The organism is Streptosporangium sp. G11 (assembly GCF_051192615.1).
Taxonomy (GTDB): domain Bacteria; phylum Actinomycetota; class Actinomycetes; order Streptosporangiales; family Streptosporangiaceae; genus Streptosporangium.
In genome coordinates this window covers 78,231-98,363 of sequence record NZ_JBPJUQ010000016.1, presented here as the reverse complement: position 1 = coordinate 98,363, position 20,133 = coordinate 78,231, and the positions used below count along the sequence as shown (strand labels likewise).

General features: G+C 70.3%; 19 protein-coding genes. 12 read left to right on the top strand and 7 right to left on the bottom strand.

Annotated elements, in window-relative coordinates:
• Positions 1-199 precede the first annotated feature (199 nt).
• From ACSDR0_RS18015 to ACSDR0_RS18000, 4 genes are all read left to right on the top strand, one after another.
• The gene (locus ACSDR0_RS18015) at positions 200-943 is read left to right on the top strand and encodes a sulfite exporter TauE/SafE family protein (protein WP_435289975.1); all 744 of its coding nucleotides are present in this window, start codon (positions 200-202) and stop codon (positions 941-943) included.
• Between the two features lie 684 nt (positions 944-1,627).
• Entirely contained in the window at positions 1,628-1,975 is a 348-nt protein-coding gene (locus tag ACSDR0_RS18010) for a bifunctional 3-phenylpropionate/cinnamic acid dioxygenase ferredoxin subunit (RefSeq protein ID WP_435289974.1), read from the top strand.
• A gap of 65 nt (positions 1,976-2,040) precedes the next feature.
• Positions 2,041-3,171 carry an aromatic ring-hydroxylating oxygenase subunit alpha gene (locus ACSDR0_RS18005; protein ID WP_435289973.1) on the top strand — a complete coding sequence of 377 codons (1,131 nt, stop codon included), beginning with the start codon at positions 2,041-2,043 and terminating at the stop codon, positions 3,169-3,171.
• Positions 3,172-3,222: 51 nt separating this feature from the next.
• A complete protein-coding gene (locus ACSDR0_RS18000) occupies positions 3,223-5,529 on the top strand; it encodes an FdhF/YdeP family oxidoreductase (protein WP_435289972.1) in 2,307 nt (768 codons plus the stop codon).
• A 173-nt stretch (positions 5,530-5,702) separates the two neighbouring features.
• On the opposite strand, the gene ACSDR0_RS17995 is transcribed toward ACSDR0_RS18000, so the two are convergent.
• Entirely contained in the window at positions 5,703-6,338 is a 636-nt protein-coding gene (locus tag ACSDR0_RS17995) for an isochorismatase family protein (protein ID WP_435289971.1), read from the bottom strand.
• An 84-nt stretch (positions 6,339-6,422) separates the two neighbouring features.
• On the opposite strand from ACSDR0_RS17995, the gene ACSDR0_RS17990 reads away from it, so the two are divergent.
• A complete protein-coding gene (locus ACSDR0_RS17990; RefSeq protein WP_435289970.1) occupies positions 6,423-7,007 on the top strand; it encodes a TetR family transcriptional regulator in 585 nt (194 codons plus the stop codon).
• A 93-nt stretch (positions 7,008-7,100) separates the two neighbouring features.
• Here ACSDR0_RS17990 and ACSDR0_RS17985 read toward each other — a convergent pair whose 3' ends face one another.
• The 3 genes from ACSDR0_RS17985 to ACSDR0_RS17975 are packed head-to-tail and all read right to left on the bottom strand — an operon-like array spanning position 7,101 to position 8,915.
• On the bottom strand, positions 7,101-8,081 hold the full coding sequence (locus ACSDR0_RS17985; RefSeq protein ID WP_435289969.1) for a threo-3-hydroxy-L-aspartate ammonia-lyase: 981 nt from the start codon (positions 8,079-8,081) through the stop codon (positions 7,101-7,103).
• A complete protein-coding gene (locus ACSDR0_RS17980) occupies positions 8,078-8,743 on the bottom strand; it encodes a helix-turn-helix transcriptional regulator (protein WP_435289968.1) in 666 nt (221 codons plus the stop codon). The genes ACSDR0_RS17985 and ACSDR0_RS17980 overlap by 4 nt, the downstream gene beginning before the upstream one ends.
• A complete protein-coding gene (locus tag ACSDR0_RS17975; RefSeq protein ID WP_435289967.1) occupies positions 8,733-8,915 on the bottom strand; it encodes a hypothetical protein in 183 nt (60 codons plus the stop codon). Before ACSDR0_RS17975 ends, ACSDR0_RS17980 begins: the two co-directional genes overlap by 11 nt.
• 90 nt (positions 8,916-9,005) lie before the next feature.
• Between ACSDR0_RS17975 and ACSDR0_RS17970 the strand changes: the two genes are divergently transcribed.
• Positions 9,006-9,314, top strand: a complete 309-nt coding sequence (locus ACSDR0_RS17970) for a GMC family oxidoreductase N-terminal domain-containing protein (RefSeq protein WP_435289966.1) — start codon at positions 9,006-9,008, stop codon at positions 9,312-9,314.
• On the opposite strand, the gene ACSDR0_RS17965 is transcribed toward ACSDR0_RS17970, so the two are convergent.
• The 3 genes from ACSDR0_RS17965 to ACSDR0_RS17955 all read right to left on the bottom strand — a co-directional run bounded on the left by ACSDR0_RS17965 (position 9,307) and on the right by ACSDR0_RS17955 (position 12,178).
• Positions 9,307-9,939 carry a LysE family translocator gene (locus tag ACSDR0_RS17965; protein ID WP_435289965.1) on the bottom strand — a complete coding sequence of 211 codons (633 nt, stop codon included), beginning with the start codon at positions 9,937-9,939 and terminating at the stop codon, positions 9,307-9,309. The two genes, ACSDR0_RS17970 and ACSDR0_RS17965, sit on opposite strands and share 8 nt — an antisense overlap.
• 346 nt (positions 9,940-10,285) lie before the next feature.
• The gene (locus tag ACSDR0_RS17960; RefSeq protein WP_435289964.1) at positions 10,286-10,996 is read right to left on the bottom strand and encodes an alpha/beta fold hydrolase; all 711 of its coding nucleotides are present in this window, start codon (positions 10,994-10,996) and stop codon (positions 10,286-10,288) included.
• Between the two features lie 162 nt (positions 10,997-11,158).
• Positions 11,159-12,178 (bottom strand): hypothetical protein, encoded by a 1,020-nt coding sequence (locus ACSDR0_RS17955; RefSeq protein WP_435289963.1) that lies wholly within the window; start codon positions 12,176-12,178, stop codon positions 11,159-11,161.
• A gap of 408 nt (positions 12,179-12,586) precedes the next feature.
• Here ACSDR0_RS17955 and ACSDR0_RS17950 point away from each other — a divergent pair, with 408 nt between their 5' ends.
• The 6 genes from ACSDR0_RS17950 to ACSDR0_RS17925 all read left to right on the top strand — a co-directional run bounded on the left by ACSDR0_RS17950 (position 12,587) and on the right by ACSDR0_RS17925 (position 20,111).
• Entirely contained in the window at positions 12,587-13,171 is a 585-nt protein-coding gene (locus ACSDR0_RS17950) for a tyrosine-type recombinase/integrase (RefSeq protein WP_435289962.1), read from the top strand.
• A 61-nt stretch (positions 13,172-13,232) separates the two neighbouring features.
• Positions 13,233-13,571, top strand: a complete 339-nt coding sequence (locus ACSDR0_RS17945) for a helix-turn-helix domain-containing protein (RefSeq protein ID WP_435289961.1) — start codon at positions 13,233-13,235, stop codon at positions 13,569-13,571.
• A 275-nt stretch (positions 13,572-13,846) separates the two neighbouring features.
• Entirely contained in the window at positions 13,847-15,268 is a 1,422-nt protein-coding gene (locus ACSDR0_RS17940) for an FAD-dependent oxidoreductase (RefSeq protein WP_435289960.1), read from the top strand.
• 821 nt (positions 15,269-16,089) lie between these two features.
• The gene (locus ACSDR0_RS17935) at positions 16,090-16,503 is read left to right on the top strand and encodes a hypothetical protein (protein ID WP_435289959.1); all 414 of its coding nucleotides are present in this window, start codon (positions 16,090-16,092) and stop codon (positions 16,501-16,503) included.
• Between the two features lie 654 nt (positions 16,504-17,157).
• Positions 17,158-17,661, top strand: coding sequence for a hypothetical protein (locus ACSDR0_RS17930; protein WP_435289958.1), 504 nt, complete (start codon positions 17,158-17,160; stop codon positions 17,659-17,661).
• On the top strand, positions 17,658-20,111 hold the full coding sequence (locus ACSDR0_RS17925; protein ID WP_435289957.1) for a hypothetical protein: 2,454 nt from the start codon (positions 17,658-17,660) through the stop codon (positions 20,109-20,111). The genes ACSDR0_RS17930 and ACSDR0_RS17925 overlap by 4 nt, the downstream gene beginning before the upstream one ends.
• The last annotated feature ends 22 nt before the right edge of the window (positions 20,112-20,133 follow it).

Here is a 20,133-nt window from a genome sequence, read left to right as displayed (position 1 = left end):
GCATCTCCAATCCGGTAGAAGAACGTTTCCTATCCGCGCGACACTAACGGGCTCCCGCTGGAGCGAGCGAGTGTATTTCGCCCCCGTCGGGCGGGTGAGGCGCCGAACAGGGCGCGGCACCGTCCCGGCCACCTGACGAAGCACGATCGGTCCGGGGCGGTGCCGCGCGGCGCGGGGGCGTGTGATTGGCTGTGACCCCGTGGACGTCGCTGAGGTGCTGGGACTGCTCGGGGCCGGGATGCTGGCCGGGGTGGTCGGCACGGTGGTGAGCCTGGCGTCGATCGTCTCCTATCCGGCGCTGCTCGCGTTCGGCCTGCCGCCGCTGACCGCGAACGTCACGAACACGGTGGCGCTGACGTTCCACGGGGTGGGTGCGGCGTTCGGGTCGCGGCCCGAACTCGCCGGGCAGGGCGGCAGGATCCTGCGGCTCGGCATGATGACCCTGATCGGCGGGGCGGTGGGATCGGCGCTGCTGCTGATGACCCCTTCCGACACGTTCGAGGCGATCGCGCCGTGGCTGATAGCGGTCGCCTCGCTGTTGCTGGTCCGCGCGCCCGGGACGGCCGGAGGGCTCCGCGACGAGGACGGATGGGCGGCGCGCGCCGCGCTGTTCGGCGTCGCGGTCTACATCGGCTACTTCGGGGCCGCGGGCGGGATCCTCATGTTCGCGGTGCTCTCGGCCGTGCTCGACCAGACGCCGGTCAGGATCAACGCGATCAAGTCCGTCGTGTCCTCGCTGGCGAACGCGGTGGCCTCGGTCGGCTTCGCCTTCTTCGGTCCGGTGCAGTGGTCGGCGGTGGCGCCGCTCTCGCTGGGGTTCTTCCTGGGCGGCCTGCTCGGGCCGCCGATCGCCCGCCGCCTGCCGGGCCGCGCGCTCCGGCTGGGCACCGCGGCCTGCGGGCTGCTCGTCGCGATCAAACTCGGCCTCGACGCCTACGCGTGAGCCGCCCTCTTCCTCGCTTTTCTTCGGGCTCACCGCCGCGATCACCACGCCATTACTGCTTTACCAAATGCGACAATCTACTAAGAGTCCGACTAATATGGATAAATCCAATCAAAAGCGCAAAGTTTAGTGCGGAGTTTCGCACCACATGCGAAGGCGTCACCGCCTACTACGGCGCCGTCGGCCGAAGAGCACTGAACGAGAAGGCCCAGTTCTGCGTCCGCACGGACGGCCGGCGTTATTCGTGGGTCCAGGTTCTGGCCGTACGCGGCAACGACCAGCGCCTCATCGAGGTGGACCTCCGGGTCGTCACGTGGGCGCGAATCTTCGCCTGAGGATGCGCGGCCCAGGCGGGGATCCGGCGGGCACCCCGTATTCGGAGATCGTCTCGTTCGGCGGGGCGACGGTGAACGGTCGCGGCGGCGATACCGGCGAAGGGCGAGAAGAGGCGCGGACGTCCATGGGGTGATCGATCTTCGGCACGCGGGGGAGCGGTGGCGGTGGTTCGGCGGCGAGCCGGGCCGCCGCGAGCGTGGGCCCGGCGGTGGTGGCGGACACACGCGCGGAACTCTGCGTGACCATGGGAAAGACCCCTGTACCGGCCCTTGACATCGGGATTTCCTGGGGTCACGCTGTTGCGTATAGCGCTGCCTGTTCCGCCCTACGAAACTGGGGTTTGTTGCGATGATCCCTGCCTGTCCCCTCGCGACCCTTCCACCGGGCGAGGCCCACCGGCTCGACGTCGACCCGCCCATCGCCGTCTTCCACACCGAGGACGGCGAGATCTACGCCGTGGACGACACCTGCACCCACCAGGACGCCTCCCTCTCCGACGGATGGCTGGAGGGGTGCGAGATCGAGTGCCCCCTGCACTCGTCGAGTTTCGACCTGCGGACGGGCCGGCCGAGCTCCCCTCCCGCCAAGCTCCCCCTGCGCACCCACCGGGTGGTGGTTCAGGACGGCACCGTCTACGTCATCCCCTCCGAGGAGCCCCCGAACCTGCCGCCCGGCGTCCGCGCGAGCACGGCGTAAGGACGCGAGCACGGCGTAAGGACGAGCACCGCGTAAAGACGAGCACCGCGTAAAGAGGAGCGATCGTGACCGCGAGAAGCCTGCCCCCCAGCGTGATCGCCACCCTGCCCGGCGGCTACTACACCGACGAGAACATCTTCGCCCTGGAGCAGGCCCGCGTCTTCGAGACGATGTGGTTCTGCGTCGCCCGCGCGTCCGACCTCGGCAGGCCGGGGGCCTTCAGGACCGTCCAGGTGGGCCGCGAGAGCGTCCTCGTCACCCGGGCCAGGGACGACTCGATCCGCGCCTTCCTCAACGTGTGCCGCCACCGGGGGGCCCGGATAAGAACCGAGGAGTCCGGCGAGGTCAAGCGGTCCTTCCAGTGCCCGTACCACGCCTGGACCTACGATCTCGAGGGCAAGCTGATCGCCGCGCCGAACCTCACCAAGATGCCCGACATCGACCGGGTGGAGTACGGGCTGATCAACGTGCACGTGCGCGAGTGGATCGGGTACGTGTGGGTGTGCCTGGCCGACGAGCCGCCGTCGTTCGAGGCGGACGTGATCGCCGAGGCGACGCACAGGCTGGGCGACGAGAGGTCCATCGAGAACTACGACATCGCCAACCTCCGGGTGGGCCGCAGGATCGTCTACGACGTGAAGGCGAACTGGAAGCTCATCGTCGAGAACTTCATGGAGTGCTACCACTGCGCCACCATCCACCCCGAGCTCACCGAGGTGCTGCCGGAGTTCGCCGACGGGTACGCGGCGCAGTCCTTCGTCGGGCACGGCGCGGAGTTCGGCGAGGAGATCCAGGGGTTCACCGTCGACGGCTCCGAGGGGGTGGACCGCATCCCCGGAGTCGGCGAGGAGCAGGACCGCCGCTACTACGCGATCACCATCAAGCCGCAGGTCTTCGTCAATCTCGTGCCCGATCACGTGATCCTGCACCGGATGTTCCCGCTGGCGGCCGACCGGACGATCGTGGAGTGCGACTGGCTCTTCCTCGGCGACGTCGTGGACTCGGGCAGGGATCTCGGCCCGTCCGTCGAGCTCTTCCACCGCGTCAACGTGCAGGACTTCGAGGCCTGCGAGCGCTGCCAGCCCGCGATGAACTCCCGGGCGTACGCTCAAGGTGGGGTCCTGGTGCCCAGCGAGCACCACATCGGGGCCTTCCACGACTGGGTGCTCGACAGGCTGGGAACCGGGCCCGGCTGAGCGCCTGTATTGTGCGCTCTCGAAGGTGACCGGCCGAAAGGAGGCGCGAGGATGGCCAGGAAGGCTCCGCGCGACGACGTCAACGAGGACGGCCTCGAGGTCGGCCCGCCCAAGGAGTGGGCCGCCGGCATCCCGGGGGTGACCCGGTCGCTGCTGGCCGCGAACGCCCAGATGGGAGTGGGTCGCACCCTGCGCACCCTGGCCGTGGTCAACCAGAAGGAGGGCTTCGACTGCCCCGGCTGCGCCTGGCCCGAGGGCGGGCGCCGCAGTCCGGCCGAGTTCTGTGAGAACGGCGCCAAGGCCGTGGCCGAGGAGGCCACCGTCCGCAGGGTCACCCGCGACTTCTTCGCCGGGCACACCGTGGACGACCTGGCCGGGCACACCGACTACTGGCTCGGCCAGCAGGGGCGCCTCACCGAGCCGATGCACCGGCCCGAGGGCTCCGACCACTACGTGCCGGTGAGCTGGGACGACGCGTTCGCCATCATCGCCCGCGAGCTGCGTGCCCTCGACAGCCCCGACGAGGCGCTGTTCTACACCTCAGGCCGCACCTCCAACGAGGCCGCGTTCGCGTACCAGCTCCTGGTGCGCAGGTTCGGCACCAACAACCTGCCCGACTGCTCCAACATGTGCCACGAGTCCAGCGGTTCGGCGCTCAACGAGACCCTCGGCATCGGCAAGGGCACGGTCTCGCTGGAGGATCTGTACCAGGCCGACCTCATCTTCGTGGTCGGCCAGAACCCCGGCACCAACCACCCGCGCATGCTGTCGGCGCTGGAGCGGGCCAAGCGCGGCGGCGCCAGGATCATCGCGGTCAACCCGCTGCCCGAGGCCGGGCTGCTCCGCTTCAAGAACCCGCAGAAGGCCTCCGGGCTGGTGGGCAAGGGCACCACGCTGGCCGACCGGTTCCTGCAGATCCGCCTCAACGGCGACCTCGCGCTCTTCCAGGCTATGTCGCTGCTCCTGCTCGAAGCCGAGGACGCCGCCCCCGGCACCGTGGTCGATCGCGCCTTTGTCGAGACCCACACCCACGGCTTCGACAAGTGGGCCGGGGACCTGCGCTCCCTGGACTGGGCGGAGGTCGAGGAGGCGACCGGGCTGGACCGCCCGGCCGTCGAGGACGCCGTACGGGAGGTGCTCGGCGCGAAGTCGGTCATCGTCTGCTGGGCGATGGGGCTCACCCAGCACAAGAACTCCGTCGCCACCATCAGGGAGGTCGTCAACTTCCTGCTGCTGCGTGGCAACGTGGGCCGCCCGGGGGCGGGGGTGTGCCCGGTCCGCGGCCACTCCAACGTCCAGGGCGACCGCACCATGGGCATCTACGAGAGGCCGCCGGCCTGGTTCCTTGACGCGCTGCGCGACGAGTTCGGCTTCGAGCCGCCCCGCGACCACGGCTTCGACACCGTGGAGGCGATCCGCGCGCTGCGGTCGGAGCGGGCGAAGGTCTTCGTCGCGATGGGCGGCAACTTCGTGGCCGCGACCCCCGACACGGCGGTGACCGAGGAGGCGATGCGCCAGGCCCGGCTGACGGTGCAGGTGTCGACCAAGCTCAACCGCTCCCACGCCGTGTGCGGGCGGGAGGCGCTCATCCTCCCCACGCTGGGACGCACCGAACGCGACGTCGCGCGCGGTGGCCGCGCGGGCCGCTTCGTCACGGTCGAGGACTCCATGGGCATGGTCCACGCCTCGCGGGGCAACCTGCCGCCCGCCTCCGATGACCTGCTCTCCGAGGTGGACATCGTCTGCCGCCTGGCGACGGAGCTGTTCGGCGCCGACCCGCACGTGCCCTGGGAGCAGTTCGCGGCCGACTACGACGTGATCCGCCACCGCATCTCCCGGGTGGTCCCCGGCTTCGAGGACTTCAACCTGCGCGCCCGACTCTCGGGCGGTTTCACGCTGCCCAACGCGCCCCGCGACGAGCGCCGCTTCCCGACCGCGACGGGCAGGGCCAACTTCACCGTCAACCACCTGGAGGTGCTGCGGGTCCCGCCGGGGCGGCTGCTGCTGCAGACGGTCCGCAGCCACGACCAGTACAACACCACGATCTACGGCATGGACGACCGCTACCGGGGCATCCGCAACGGCCGCCGGGTGGTCTTCGTGCACGCCGACGACCTGGCCGAGCGGGATCTGGCCGACGGCGACATGGTGGACCTGGTCAGCGAGTGGCCCGACGGGGAGCGCACGGCGGAGTCCTTCCGCGCGGTCGCCTACCCGACCGCCCGCGGCTGCTGCGCCGCGTACTTCCCGGAGACCAACGTGCTGGTGCCGCTCGACTCGGTCGCGGAGACCTCCAACACGCCCACGTCCAAGAGCGTCGTGGTCAGGCTCGTCAAGCGTGCAACGGACGGCGCCTGAGGCGCGGCCCCGGCCTCCGCCGAACCCGCCGGCCCTCACACCGTTGAGGGCGGGGAGAACACGGGGAACCACGACGTGCTCAGGAAGCCCCCGTGCGGCGCGGACACCTGAGCTCCCGGGCGACGAGGCCCGGGGCCCGGTGGTGACTCCCACCGGGTCCGGCGAGTGACCGGCTACGCGGCGCGCTGCGCCTGCTGGTAGGCGGCCAGGTAGGTCCGGACGCCCATGTCCATGGTCGGGACGTGCTCGCGCATCAGCCGCTGGTAGTGCGGGAAGGTCGGATCGCGGTGGTCGGCCTGGAACTCCCCTGCCAGGGAGAACCAGGTGACGGGGGTGGCCCCGGCCTGCACCATGCGCTGGACCGCGACGGCGTGCGTCTCGGAGGTCACGCTGGCCGAGGCGTCCACGACGAGGTGGACCTCGTAGTTCAGCCGCAGCGCGCCGAGTACGGTCTGCAGCACGCATCCTTCCGTGGACACTCCGGCGATCGCGAGCTTCCTGCGCCCGGTCCGCTGTACGGCTTCCGCGAAGTTCTCATCGGCGAAGGCGTTGATGGCGCCGCCCCGCTCGACCACCGGGTGGTCACCGATCGTTTCGAGGAGGCCGGGATAGAGGGGACCGGACGGTTTGGTGGGCAGGCCGTTGGTGACGACCAGGCCGCTCTCGTACCACATGGCCGTCTTGGTCAGGCCGACGACGTTGTTGATGTGCTGGGCGGTGTCGTGCGAGCGCAGCACGTTGGCGAATCCGACGGCGTGGTCGACCAGGACGATCGTGGTGTTCTGCGGGGTCAGTGGTTCGAGGGACATGGTTGTTTCTCCCGACGGGTCACTAATGACCAAATGGTCACTAGTGACCGTAGCACCACTAGTGACCAGATGTACACTTAGCTCGTGAGTACCGCACCGGACACCGGGAAGCGCAGGCGCGATCCAGAGGCGAGCAAGGCCGCCATCCTGGAGGCCGCACGCGCGGCGTTCGCCGAACGCGGTTACGCCCGTGCCACCATCCGGGAGATCGCCCAGCGCGCAGGCGTCACCCACGGCCTGGTCATGCGGCACTTTCCCTCGAAGGAACAGCTGTTCATCGCCGCGATGCCCGGCTCGAGCGACCTCGACGACCTGATGCCGGGCGCGCCGGAAACCCTTCCGGAACGCATCGCCCAGGCCTACGTCGACCGCATGGAGAAAGCCGACGGCAACGACCCGTTCATCGCGCTCATCCGCAGCGTCGCCTCCGACGAACAGAGCGCGACCCGGCTCTACGCCGCGATGCGGCAGCGCAGCATCGAGTCCTACCGGACGGTCGTGGCGGGAGCGGACGCCGACGAACGAATCGACCTCCTCGGCGCCCATCTCATCGGTGTCACCTTCAGCCGGTACGTCGTCGGCGTCGGCCCCCTGGCCGACATGAGCCGCGAATCTCTCGTCGGCCATCTGACCCGGACGCTGCGCGGCATCCTCCTCACCGATCCCTGACGGACGCCGGTCCGGAAGCGTGCCTCGCGGGTGCTGGAAACGGGGCGATCACCGCCCTTGGCGAGGTTCCCCGGGGTCGGGCAGCGCGGTGATCTAGGCGGGGGGCGCGCCCGCGCACAGTTCGGCGAAGCGGCGGGCGTCGATGTTGCCGCCGGAGATGATCAGGCCGATTCTGGGCGGTACGCGTTCCAGCCGCCCGGACAGCAGGGCGGCCAGCGGGGTGGCGCCGCTGGGCTCGACGACGATGCGCAGCCGTTCGAAGGCCAGCCGCATCGCCTCGCGGATGTCGTCGTCGGAGACCAGGGCGATCTCGTCGACCAGCCGCTTGTTGATGGAGAAGGTGAGTTCGCCGGGAATGTCCGCGGCCTGGCCGTCGGCGATCGTGCGCGGGACGGGGACGGACACCCGCTCACCCCGGTTCAACGACCGCTTGGTGTCATCGCCCGCCTCGGGCTCCACGCCGATCACTCGCAGGCCGGGGCGCATCCCTTTGGCCGACGTGGCGCTGCCCGCGATCAGCCCGCCGCCGCCGACAGGCACCAGCAGCGCGTCGAGCTCGCCGACCTCCTCGATCAACTCCAGCGCGGCGGTGCCCTGACCGGCGATGATGTGCGGGTGATCGTACGGAGGGATCAGTGCCAGGCCACGGTCGGCGGCCAGGGCCTCGCCGATGGCGACCCGGTCACCCGTATAACGGTCGTACGTGACGATCTCCGCGCCGTACCCGGCGGTGGCGTCCAGCTTGGACCGCGGGGTGTCCTCGGGCATGAGGATCACCGCGGTGCTGCCCATCTCGCGGGCGGCGAGAGCCACGGCCTGGGCGTGGTTGCCGGAGGAGTACGCGGCGATGCCCCTGGCCAGCTGTGCGGGCGAGAGCCGGGAGACGGCGTTGTAGGCCCCGCGGAACTTGAACGCGCCGATGCGCTGGAAGTTCTCGCACTTGAGGAAGATCTCCGCGCCGACCAGGGCGTCCAGGGTGCGGGAGCGCAGAACAGGCGTGCGGTGGGCGACGCCCTTGAGCCGGGCGGCGGCGTCGTGGACGTCATCGAGGGTGACCGGGAGTGCGTTCGTCATGCTTGCTGCTCCTGCGAGGTGTCGGATTCGTTCCGTGCCTGGGAGAGATAGTTGTAGGCGGAGGCGCGTGAGATGCCGAGCCGGGCCGCCACTTGGGGAACCGCCCGGCGCACGGCGAACACGCCGCGTTCGTCCAGGCCTCTGAACAGCTCCAGCCGCTCCTCGCGGCTGAGCTCCGTCCAGGGTTTGCTCTGTTCGAGCTGGTGGGCGTCCACGACGGCGTCCACGACGGAGTCGATGTCGTCCCCGAACGTCGTGGTCGGCATGCCGGCGGGGGAGGTGAGTCCGGCCAGTTGCCCGATCAGCGCGTGGGCCTGGGTGACCGCCGTGATGTCGAGGTTGACGCACAGGGCTCCGAACACGGTCCCGTCGCCGTCACGCAGGACCATGGTGGAGGACTTGACGAGTTTCCCGCCCCCGGTGCGGGTGACGTAGTTGAGCTCGTCGCTCGCCTGGTCGCCGCGTGCGAGGATGCCCATGCCGATCTCGCTCATCGCCCCGCCGACGCTGCGCCCGGTCACGGAGCCGGCGATGGCCACCACGGAGTTCTCCGGCCGCCGGAAGTCATGCACCACCACCTCGCAGAACGAGCCCAGCGTCGCCACGATCCCGTCGACCACGGGGGTGAGCGCGGCGATGATCGCGTCCTGCTCACGCTTCATGGGCCGGCTCCCGCACAGCCTCGTCCAGGTTGGCGAGCGCTCGCGCGCATTCGGCGTCGAACCCGCCAGGCACCGGCACGCCTGGCTCGCTCACGCCCGGTCGTCCCGAAACCGCCACCGGGTCACCGCCGCGGAACGCCGTCGAGTAGGGATGCTCGTCGTCCTCGGACATCGATCCTCCAGAAGAGAGATGCTCTGGACAGACTGTACATGCCTTAGATGAACAGTCTAAATCACGGCAGGTGCGGACGGCGACGTCCCGGTGGATTCGAGCCCCGCCTCGCCGGGAACGCGTGCTCGACCGGGACACACGGTCAGGCCGGAGGGCGCACGGGCGAGCGGCCTACGTCTCCGCACCGCGGGCGGCCAGGATCACCCCGCGCACGCCGCCCGCGGGGTGATCCTGAGCGCGGGCGCGATCAGCTCTCCACGCCCGCTGACGCTCTCCGGCGTCGGGTACTCGTCGATGATCTGCTTGATCTCCTTCAGGTCGTATGTTCATCGTCATCCTTTACCGGCGGCTCGATTTCCGGCTTCGGTCCGGGCGTGCACTCCGTCGAGGATCAGGTGACGTCGTCCAGGGCGAGAAGCCCGGCGAGGCCGAGGAAGCACAGGCCGCTGCCGAGGTCGATCCTGCGGTGCGTTCGAGCCGAGATGCCGATCGCCCCGATCCCGCTCCCGATTCCGACATAGACGAGGCCGACGATGAACTCGATGGCGAGATAGGCCGTTCCGAGCAAGGCGAGCTGTGCGCCGGTGTCATCGGCTGGTCCGCCGGTGAACTGGGGCAACAAGGCGGCGAAGAGCAGCAGGGCCTTCGGATTGCTGATCCCTACGACGAATTCGTTGACGACGAGCGGCCGCAACCTCTTGCCGGTGTCGGACGGGGAGGCGGCCGAGGCGTCGGTCGGAGCCCGCCACGCACGCCGCAGACCTGAGAACCCGATCCAGGCGAGATAGCCGACGCCCACCCACTTGATCACCGTGAGCGCCGTGGCCGAGGAGGCCAGCACCGCGCCGAGCCCGGCCACGATCAGCCCGATGAGGAGGACGAAGGCGGCCAGCCGTGCGCCGATTCCGGCCAGGGCGTACGCGGTGCCATAGCGCACGGCATTGCTCAGGCCAAGGAGCTGGTTCGCGCCTGGGATGAGGGAAACGAAGAGAGCGGCGGGAATGAAGCCGATCCAGTTGATCATAAGTATCTGCCTTGGAATCCAGGTGCTGATGTACATCGTTCGCCCTCTGCGTGGATCTCCCTCGCGGTTTCGTGGGGGAGGAGAGACGGCATTCGTTCAGCTGACCTGATGTGGCTGCTCATTTCCCAGACCTTCGGCTGTCCACTTTCTGTTCACGCGGTCTGTCACGAAGCGGAGATGTGATCGGGAATCGGCGCGGTCCGGCCGCACGCTTCCTCGGCGGGCGGCGCGCCGACCGATCGAGCACCAGGTTGGCGGTGGCGACCATTTTGTCACCGTCCCATGCGGCGAACGGGTGGAAATCCGGGTTGCCGGCACCGCCGGCCCCCCGGCGGCGGGAAGGTCGTCAGGCGATGGCTTCGACGGCTTGGAGGATGACGCCGGCGACGGCGGCGGGCTGGGAGGCGGGCAGCGCGTGTGAGGCGCCGCCGATCTCGGCCCGCTCGCGGGCGTCGGCCCGCTCGGCCATGAACCGGTGGGCGGCGAGCGGGATGTTGCGGTCCAGCTCGGGGTAGACGAACCAGGACGGCAGGTGGCGCCAGGCCGGCGGACCGGCCTTGTCGTTGAGCGCGCGGTCGTTCAGCGGCCGCTGGGTGACGGCATCCAGGGCGGCGCGCTCCGGCGGCAGGTCGGCGGCGAACTGCTGGTGGTAGCGGTTCTGGTGGATGTACAGATCGGTGCTGCCGTCGGGCAGCGCGACCGGGTTCAGGGTCTGACCGAGCGTGCTGCCGGGGAAGCGGCCGCTCAGCTCGGCGATGCTCTCACCTTCCTCGGGGGCGAACGCGGCCACGAACACCAGCGCCTTGACGCGGTCGTCGCCGCGGACGGCGCCTGAGATGACCTGGCCACCGTAGGAGTGGCCGACCAGGACGACCGGGCCGTCGAGGGCGGAGACCAGGCCGGAGACGACGTCGGCGTCGCCGGACAGGCTGCGCAGCGGGTTGGCGGCGGCGATCACGCTCAGGTCGTGCTCGCGCAGTCCGGCGATGACGCCGTTCCAGCTCGCGGATTCGGCGAACGCGCCATGGACGAGAACAATGGTGGGCACAGTGGTCATGGTCGCTCCTGGTAGGTCTTCAGCGCGGTCGACAGGAGGCCGATCGCCTGGCGGATGGCCTGGATCGGTGCGGTACGGGAGACGTGCGTGTCACGCGGGGCGCCGAACGCGGCGAAGTCGTGGACGGTGCCGGTGCGGCGCCGCGTTGCCGGAGTGCCCGGCTCATACGGCTCGGGCGATGCAGATGCGTGCCTCGAGGCGTGATCCCGCCTCGTAGAACATGTACTGGACGCCGTCCTGGGTGCCGAAGGACGGCGCGGCGACCCGGCCGTTGTCCGACGGGATCGGCGAGTGGAAGACACCGAGGTGGATCTCCTTGTCGAAGTCGTCGCCGACCTCGGTGATCCGCATCTTGCCGTCGCTGCCGTGGTAGGCGACGTAGGTGGTGTCATTGCGCTTGACCAGTGTGGGACCGGAGATGTCCGTCACGCCGTCGGGCTCGGGGTTGACGAGCGGGGTGGGGCTGAACCGCCAGTCGTCCCAGCCGTTGGGAGACCAGCCGTAGAAGATCCGGCGGCCGTTCTTGACTCCCATGAACACCATGACGTACTTGTTGTTGCGGCCCGGCAGCGCGTGCTCGAACACCCGCGCGTATGACGTTTCCGATGTTCCCGGGATCAGGCGAGTGCTCAGAATCGGCGTCTCGTCACTGAAGTTGATGCCGTCCGCGGAGCGAGCCACCCGGGTCACGGTGTTCTCGCCGTGGAAGTAGCAGAAGAACTGCTTGGTGGCCGCGTCCCAGATGACGTGGGGAGAGGACACATGGCTGACCGTGGTGCTCGGCAGCCGTCTGTCGATCACCGGGTTGGTGGGGTACTCCGTGAACTGCCTGTCCAGGGAGTCGCTGAAGGCCACGCAGATGCCGCCGGGATTCTCGTGTGGCGCGTAGTACAGGTAGTAGCGGGCACGCGCGCCACTGATCTTGTCCCACACTCCCCGGATGGTGGGAAAGATGAACTCGCCGGTGAGGTTGTAGTTCAGGTTCGGTACGTCCAGGGCGTCGCGGAGGTAGCGGTAGGTCGGCATCCCGGCGGGGCCCGCGGCCACGGCCACAGGGCCGGCGGCCGCAGCGGCGGGGGCGGCGGTCATGCCCGCCGTGGCCGCCGCGGCACCCAGCAGTACCGCGCCGCGGAGCACGTCCCGCCGGCCGACGTGCTGGGCCGTTGCTTCAGAATCGTGCACCACTGCTCCTTGAGGACATGGATCTCGGATGGATCGACAGACAAGATCCTGGTTTGCGCCCTTCATAGGCAAGGCCAAATTCCAGCCACTTTCAGACCGATCCGGCGGCGTCCGCGGGTCGCCGGACCGGCCGGACGGCAGATGGACGGCAAACGGTCTGGGAACCGGTCAGGCGATGACCCGATGCTCGAAGGCACGTCCACGGAACACGCGGTCGGCGGGGAACCGGTCGGCGGGACCGTCTCCCATGTCATGCGAGGAAGGCTGATCGATCATGACCCAACGACCGTGGGTGGCTGTGCCGGCGGGCGGGCCGTCCGCCGAGCACGAGGTGTCCTTGGTGCTGGAGCCGGGCGCCGGGCGCAAGGGCGATCTGCCGTGTACCGGGACGCCCCAGGGCGCCGTCCGATGACGCGCGAGGAGGTCCAGCTCTTCCTCGACCACGCCGACGCCCAGGTGGAGACAGCACTGCGGCGGGGGCACAAGGGAGCCCTGGCCTCCTATCGGGACGCCACCGTCTTCAAGGTCGTCTACGCGTGGGGGCTGCGCTGTTCCGAGGCGTCCGGGCTGGACATCGCGGATTTCCACCGCCGTGCCGACGCTCCCGAACTGGGCCGGTTCGGCGCCCTGGACGTAGGGCCCTCGGGCCTGCCACCGAGGTGGCGGACGGTCGTCAGCACGATGCCGTGGGCCGTGGAGGCGGTCGAGGACTACGTGGACCATATCCGGCCCCGTTACCGCTCCAGCCGGCAGCCCGCGCTGTGGCCGACGGAGCGGGGCGGGCGCCTGAGCGCCAGGGGCATCAGGGAGCGGTTCGCGTCTTACCGGGACGCTCTCGGCCTGGACAAGGCGATGACGCCGCACCGCATGCGCGGCGCGTACATTGCCCATCTGCTGGAGGGCGGTGCCGACCTGGCGTTCGTGCGGCAGCAGGTCGGACGCACCGTCGCCGCGACGATCGCGGCCCGCGTTCGCCCGGCGCGCCCACAATGAACACGATGACGCGCGAGAGCCACGGCAGTCTTCCCCTGGTCTCCGCAGACAAGGAACCGATGTGACGGCGAAGTTGGACTACCGCTGGCATCTGCGCAGGGTCATGGCCGACCGCGACATGTACGCCACCACGGACCTGGGGCCGTTGCTGGCCGAACGCGGTGTCACGCTGTCACCGAGCCAGGTCTACCGGCTGGTCGCCGAGCGGCCCGAACGGCTGAACCTGCGCGTGCTGATGGCCCTGCTGGACATCCTGGACTGCACGATCGACGACCTGATCGAACCCGTCCCCGGCACGGGCGACCGGGGGGCCGCGGCCGGGCGGCCCTCCGGCGCGGGGCCCCGGTTCGGCCCGGCGCGGCCCAGGCCGGCGCACGTCCTGCGTGACGCCGAGACCTGAATTCCGGCCCAAAGGCGCGTGTTGTCAAGATGATCGACTCGTGCTCCGCGCTCGCCCCGGCGACCCAGGAGTGACCTACGTCGCGTTCCGGCGCGTGGCGGTCTGAGGAGGGGCCGGTCAACCGCGGAACCCGCGAGGGTGTCGGCATGACGGCGAAGGCCGGTGACGAGGGTCGGCAGGTGCGGGACCGTGCTTCGCGCAAGATGGTGATTGGACAGGAAGTGGGCAGCATCTGGCCTGGTGAACAGCCGGTCCTTGGCTTCATCGTGACCGTTATGACCACGAACGTTATTGTTATCGGCGCGGGACCGGCCGGTCTCGCCACCGCGATGCTGCTCGCCGGGCGAGGCCATCGGGTCACCGTGCTGGAGCGCGACTTCACCGAACCGCCCGCCACCGGCAAGGAGGCGTGGGAGTCCTGGGAACGGCCGGGAGTGAGCCAGTTCCGGCTGCCCCATGTGATGATGCCTCGCGGACTGGCCCTGCTGCAGCGGGAACTGCCCGAGGTGGTCGCCGAGCTGGAAGCGGCGGGCAGCCGGCGACACAACATGATCGCCGGAGCATGGGGCGTCCCCGCCGTGGGCGGCAGGCGCGCGGGAGACGAGCGGTATGAGACCGTGGCCGCCCGCCGGCCGGTTCTGGAGTTCGCGCTGGCCACCGTGGCGGCACGCACCGCCGGTGTCACCGTACGACGGGGGGACGGCGTCGCCCGGCTCGTTCCCGGCGGTGAACGGCTGCCCAGCGTGCCGCACGTCGCCGGGGTGGAGACCCGTGACGGCGAGGTGCTCCACGCGGACCTGATCGTTGACGCGGGCGGCCGTAATTCGCGGGTTCCCAGGATGCTCGCCGAGATCGCCCCGTTCCGTGACACCGAGGATCGCGCCGAGGCGGGGTTCGTCTACTACGCCAGGCACTTCCGTGACGGCGGCCAGGGTCTGCCGGAGGCGGCGCACTGGCCGCTCACCCACCGGGAGACCATCACCGCGGGCGCCCTCCCGGGCGACAACGGCGCCTGGTCCCTGTTCCTCGTGGTCTCCAGCCGCGACCGCGACCTACGGGGCCTGCAAGACGCGGGCGCCTGGGACCGCGCGCTCGGGCTGTTCCCCGAGTACGCCCATTGGGCGCGGCACGGCGAGCCCCTCACCGGCGTACAGGTCATGTCGGTGGGCCAGGCCAGGCGGCGCGACCTGGTCGCCGACGGGCTGCCCACGGTGACCGGGCTGGTGGCCGTGGGCGACGCGTGGGCGACGACGAACTCGACGTTCGGGCTGGGGTTGTCGATGGGCCTGGTGCAGGGCGCGCTGCTGCGGGACGCGATCGACACGGTGAACGCGGTGGATCCCGTCAAGCTGGGCATCGTCTTCGCCGAGGCACTGGAGTACACCGCCGCGCCTTACTACCGGACGCTGCGCGACTGGGACACGCACCGCCTCGCCGAGATCGACGCGGTGATCAGGGGCGAGCAGTACGAGACGGGCGACCCGGCCTGGCATGTCTCCAGGGCCCTGGACGCGGCCAAGCTCGCCGACCCCGATCTGGTGCGAGCCTACGCGGACGTGGGCTCGATGCTGGAGCCCGCCGAGCAGGTCCTGGCCAGGCCCGGCCTGGTCGACCGCATCATGACCCTGGGCGCGGACGCCGCCCGTTACCCCGAGCCCGGCCTCTTCCGCCGCGAGCTGCTGGCCGCCATCGGCTGACGGCACGCGCCACGCCGCACATGGCCGGGCCTCCGCCGCGAGGAACGGCGAACCCTTCGCTGAACAACCCGCTCCGCCCGCGGTACAGCCGGCCGGACCGGATCCGGCGGCCGGACGCCGATTGACCGTGACACGAGCGTCGACGCCTCGTCCGGTCGTGACAGCGCGCTGCCCGACTCGGAACGGGAAGTGCTTCCGCCTGGCCGCCGTCTGCGAGCACGGCCCGCGCGTGCCGCAGGCCGCTGTGCGGCGAGGGCGACGGAGTGAGCAGCGCCGCCTCCTCCGTTTCCGCGAGGATGCCGCGCACGGAGGCCCCCTGACCACTGTGTGCGGCTGCTTCGGCGAGATCGGCCGGCGTGTGGCAGCGCAGCGCGAGTCGGTACGCGGGATCGGCGGGATCATGTAGCCGGCGCGACCGGTCGCAGGGCCGCCACCCTGGGCTTCGATCGCCCGCGCCATGCCGTAGGGACAGGGCCGGGAGGTCTCCGTGGCGAGCTGGGCGCCTCCGCCGCGGCGGTACCGGCTACCCGCAGGTGGCCGAGCTGGGCGGCGCTCCATGTACGCGGGCGCGTTCTGGGTGCTTCGAAATTCCGTCTGATGCAGATTTCTCGCATCAGACGGAATTCCGGAACGGGATTTGCCGTCTGGACAACTTTTGGCAATGGAATAGATATAGGTGGATGCCACGCTGGGGCACCTCCCAACGAGGGAGAGGAATCGCCTCGATGCCCGCAACCGCGAACAGGCCCCGCCGGTCGAAGCGCGAGGCGGTCGTTGTTTTGTGCGCGGCGACGCGTACGGATGAGTAAGGAGCGCCCCCCATGCGTAAATCCTTCAAGGCGACGTTGGCCACGACACTGGCCGGCGTCGCACTGGCGGCCGGAGTCGTGACCGCGCCGCCCGCCAGTGCGGAGCTCAGGTACAACCTCACCATCAAACACATCGGCATTTTTGTCGCCGACTTCTGTCTGCTGACCTCGACAAGCGGAAACGATAGAGCCGCCTGCAGCGGTAACAAGGCGGCCGGCGGGGGCGAAACCTTTTCGCTGTCCGCCCCGTACAACCTTGGCGACGAGGTCTGGCTGGACGTCAACGTGGTGTGGGGAGTGGATCGTAAGCGCAGCATCATCAGCCGGGGGGCCGCGTCCGGGGCCTCATACTGCACGGTCAGCGGAAATATCGCCGCGTTGAGGGGCAGCATCAGGTGTGACAATGGCTTCTGGAGGACGTGGTGATTTTCCGGTGACACATCGGATGCGGGACGAATGCGAGGTGCCGGGCCACTCGCCGCGCCGCTCCTAGTGCATCCGTGCTCGTCCATGCCGTAGTGCGGTAAGAATGAAACGGCCGCCGTGCGGTCGTCGGGGTAAAGGACCGACGACCGCGCGGCGGCCACCGGGAATCCACATTATTCGCCGATGACGCTTCCGGCCGTCACCCCTGTGGCAATCCAATTCGGAAACGCTCTTTGTCTGCTCCTCTCTCTTTTTGAGGTCGAGCATGGAACCGCTTGCGGCCTGGTCGCCCAAAACGGCTCTCGGCACTGCTCGAAAGCATGGGGCAGGCCGGCGGTCCGGCTGTCGCGTCGGGTGAGCGGGGTTCTGCGGGCAGTCGCCACCCCGCGTCCACCGGGCAGGACACAAGGCCGAGCGGCGTCGATCGGCCGCTGGGAAGCAACCGTTCCGGCCGTCGGCACCGTGCCGGTGACGAAGCAGGCCGCCGGGTTCGCCGGCCTCGGCCCGTGGCCGCGCACGACCTCGTCGACGCTCACCGAGCGCGCTCGGACGGTAACGCGGGAAGGCGTGCGGCCGATGAGCGGATGGTGACGTTCGTTCGAGGCGGCCGGATCTCTCCCGTGCCGGTCGCCGGATCATGGTGATTGGAGGCCCATGCCCGGGCGAGTGGTGGCGGACATCGGCCACGGGGTGGTCGCCGAGGTGTTTCCCGAGGAGCTGCCGGTGTTCGCGGCGGTCAGCTCGGCCTATTTCGACGACCCTGACCGGACGTTGGCCGGCAAGGACCGCAACGGCGGGCCGCTCGGGTTCGGTCTCGCCGAGGTGACCGCCCTGATGACGCCCGCGGTGCTGTGGGTGGTGCAGGTCGTGGTCCAGCACTACACCCAGCCGTACGTCGAGAAGGGGGCGGACGGGCTGCGGTCGAAGGCGGCGCGCCTTTTCCGGCGGCGCGGGAAGGGCGTGCCAGGGCCGGACGACGTGGACGTCGAGTCGTTGCGGGCGCTCACCCCGGAACAGCGCGCCGAGCTCCGTGGCGTGGCCGTCGACGCCGCGCGGCGGCGCGGGCTCTCACCGGATCAGGCCGAGCTGATCGCCGACGCGATCGTCCACCGGATTCCCGGGGCCGGTGACGAGCAGAGCCCGCCGAACCGGCCGTGACGCCAGTGCGGCCGGCCGAGGACCCGGTGGCCATGCCCCCCGCCGGCACCACCACCCGGTTCGTCATGCTGATCGCGCTCGTCATGGCGGGCGGGCTGTTCACGTTCTACGAGCTCTACTTCCTGGTCCCGGGAAACTGGGATTACTTCATCTCGGTCTTCTCCCGCTGTTTCGCCGACCCGCGGATAGGCATGCCGGCCCCCGGCGATTTCGAGCAGGCCAGCAGGCTGCTGGCCGTCTGCCAGGCGCCGGCGTTCTACGACAAGATGGTGTGGATCGGCTGCGGATTCCTGCTGCTGACGACCGTCGCCGTGCTGCTCTACGGGATGCATCCGGTGTGGATCAGGCGCCGGGGCGGGCTGCGGCCCTACGTCCAGGACGAGGACAACGCGGAGGTGCTCGGTTATCTGGACACACTGCGATCCAGGATGGGGCTGGCCAGGGCGCCCGCGTGGTTCATCGCGCCGCGCTCGATCCGTACCGCGGGCGGGCAGGCGTTCGGCCTGCCGTGGCGCCGCTGCATCCGGCTCGACGCCGGGCTGATCGCGCTCTACGCCCGTGACCGCGCGCTGTTCCGGACCGTGGTGCTGCACGAGCTGGCGCACCTGCGTAACCGGGACGTCGACAAGACCTACCTGACGATCGCGATCTGGTGGTCGTTCGTCGCCGTCGTCGCGGTCCCGCTGCTGGGGCTGGTCGGCTACACCGTGCTGCCGTGGCCGATGGTCACCGAGGACGCGATGTGGCCCCAGCTCGTGCCCTACATGGTGGACCGGCCGCATGACGTGGGGCAGGCCCTGGTGGTGGCCGTTCTGGTGTATTTGGTGCGCAACGCCATCCTGCGGGTCAGGGAACTGCACGCCGACGCGGTGGGCGTGGCGCATGACGAGCCGGTGGGTGTGGCGCACGACGAGCCGGTCCGGGCCGAGGACCCCGGCCCGCCGGCCGGCCCGCCGGGTCGCGGGGCCGCCCCCCGGTGGTCGTGGTCGTGGCCGGGGTCCGGGCTGGGCACCCATCCGGCACCGGCCTGGCGGGCGGCGGTACGCCGGCGACCCGAGCTGCTGTGGCGGCCGACGCCGTGGGAGCTCGCCGGCGTCGGTGTGGTGGCCGGGCTGCTGGGCAACAGCCTGGATCTGCTGGTCAGGGGCCTGTTCCGGGACGCGTTCGGCAAGCTGAACACCTTCGGCGGCGAGGCGGCGGTCGGAACGGTGCTCGGCCCGCCGCTCACCGCGTTCCTGATGGTGTCGCTGTGGCGGGCGGCGGCCGGCGACACCGACCGCCGGATCCGGTGGTGGCAGTGCCTGGTCCAGCCGCTGGTGCTGGTAGTGGGGGTTCTCGCCGGATTCGCGCTACCGCTGCTGATCTACTCGTTCAACACGACTCCGTACGCGCTGGCGTCGTCGCGGGTGTGGTGGGGCGACCTCGGCACCCTGGCCGCGGCCGGGGTGCCGCTGGTGGCGGGAGGCGTGCTGGTGGCCTGGTGGTTCCGGTCGGCCGCGCGGGGGATGCTGTCGGTCGCTCACGCCCGGTGGATGACGGTGGCCGCCGTGATCGCCGCGTTCCCGTGGTTCATCGCCTGGTACGTGTCGCTGGACGAGGGCGGGCCCTCCCGGGAGGCGTACCCCGCGACCGGGTGCTGGCTCGGCGGGCTGGCCTCCGGCGATCCGGCCGCTTTCTTCCAGGCCATGGGCTGCGCGCAGGCCTTCCCGACGCTGAACCTCGTCGAGCTCAACCCCGCCACGCTGCCCGGTCTGGCCCTGCTGTGGCTCGTCCCGTCGATCGGGGCACTGCGCGGGCGCGCCCCGGGGCGGGGGCGCGCGTCGTTGCGGCGGGCGCTGGCGGTGGGGGCGGCCGGTGGCGCGGCCGTGATCGCCGCCGGTGTCGCGCTGCCCCACTGGGCGCGGGCCGTGGTGCCGGAGGCGGTGCGGCACGACCTCGGCGCGGAGGGAGCGAACTTCGACCTCGCGTACTGGCGTGCCTACCTCGTGATCGCGGTGCTCGTCCAGGCGGCCGTGGCGCTCGTCACCGCCGGCGTCGCCCGCCGCAACCGCCCAGGTCTCGCGCTGCTGGCCGCCTCGGTGACCGCCGTCGTCGCGACCGCCGGGCAGCTCGGGTCCTACGCCGCCGCCCGGTGCGTCGACCTGATGGGGACGCGCCCGTCCAGCTGCCTGCCGGAGGTGGTGGCCTCGCGACTGGCCGCCGATCTGCACACCGTCGCGCTGTACGGGCTGCTCGCGGTCATCCCCGCCGTGCCGATCGGAGTACTGGCCGGCACGCTGTGGCGGCGACGGAGCCGCCCGCCCGGTCCGGGCGCCGAAGGCCCGGCCGATCCGCGGCCGTCCCCGCTGACAGGCGTCGTGATCGGCTGCCTGGTCGCGGTCATGGTCACGGCGACCGTGCTGGTCGTGCCGCTCGCCTGGCTCAACTGGAGCCGGTGGGGGGCCGGGTGACCGTACCGGACGGGTGGGGATC

Excerpts from the sequence above, each read along its gene's own strand:
- ACSDR0_RS17980 (WP_435289968.1), bottom strand. The coding sequence starts at position 8,743 with ATGAAGCGTGAGCAGGACGCGATCATCGCCGCGCTCACCCCCGTGGTC.
- ACSDR0_RS17960 (WP_435289964.1), bottom strand. The coding sequence starts at position 10,996 with ATGACCACTGTGCCCACCATTGTTCTCGTCCATGGCGCGTTCGCCGAA.
- ACSDR0_RS17930 (WP_435289958.1), top strand. The coding sequence starts at position 17,158 with ATGCCCGGGCGAGTGGTGGCGGACATCGGCCACGGGGTGGTCGCCGAG.
- ACSDR0_RS18000 (WP_435289972.1), top strand. The coding sequence starts at position 3,223 with ATGGCCAGGAAGGCTCCGCGCGACGACGTCAACGAGGACGGCCTCGAG.
- ACSDR0_RS17935 (WP_435289959.1), top strand. The coding sequence starts at position 16,090 with ATGCGTAAATCCTTCAAGGCGACGTTGGCCACGACACTGGCCGGCGTC.
- ACSDR0_RS17995 (WP_435289971.1), bottom strand. The coding sequence starts at position 6,338 with ATGTCCCTCGAACCACTGACCCCGCAGAACACCACGATCGTCCTGGTC.
- ACSDR0_RS18010 (WP_435289974.1), top strand. The coding sequence starts at position 1,628 with ATGATCCCTGCCTGTCCCCTCGCGACCCTTCCACCGGGCGAGGCCCAC.
- ACSDR0_RS17985 (WP_435289969.1), bottom strand. The coding sequence starts at position 8,081 with ATGACGAACGCACTCCCGGTCACCCTCGATGACGTCCACGACGCCGCC.
- ACSDR0_RS17965 (WP_435289965.1), bottom strand. The coding sequence starts at position 9,939 with ATGATCAACTGGATCGGCTTCATTCCCGCCGCTCTCTTCGTTTCCCTC.
- ACSDR0_RS17975 (WP_435289967.1), bottom strand. The coding sequence starts at position 8,915 with ATGTCCGAGGACGACGAGCATCCCTACTCGACGGCGTTCCGCGGCGGT.
- ACSDR0_RS17950 (WP_435289962.1), top strand. The coding sequence starts at position 12,587 with ATGACGCGCGAGGAGGTCCAGCTCTTCCTCGACCACGCCGACGCCCAG.
- ACSDR0_RS17940 (WP_435289960.1), top strand. The coding sequence starts at position 13,847 with ATGACCACGAACGTTATTGTTATCGGCGCGGGACCGGCCGGTCTCGCC.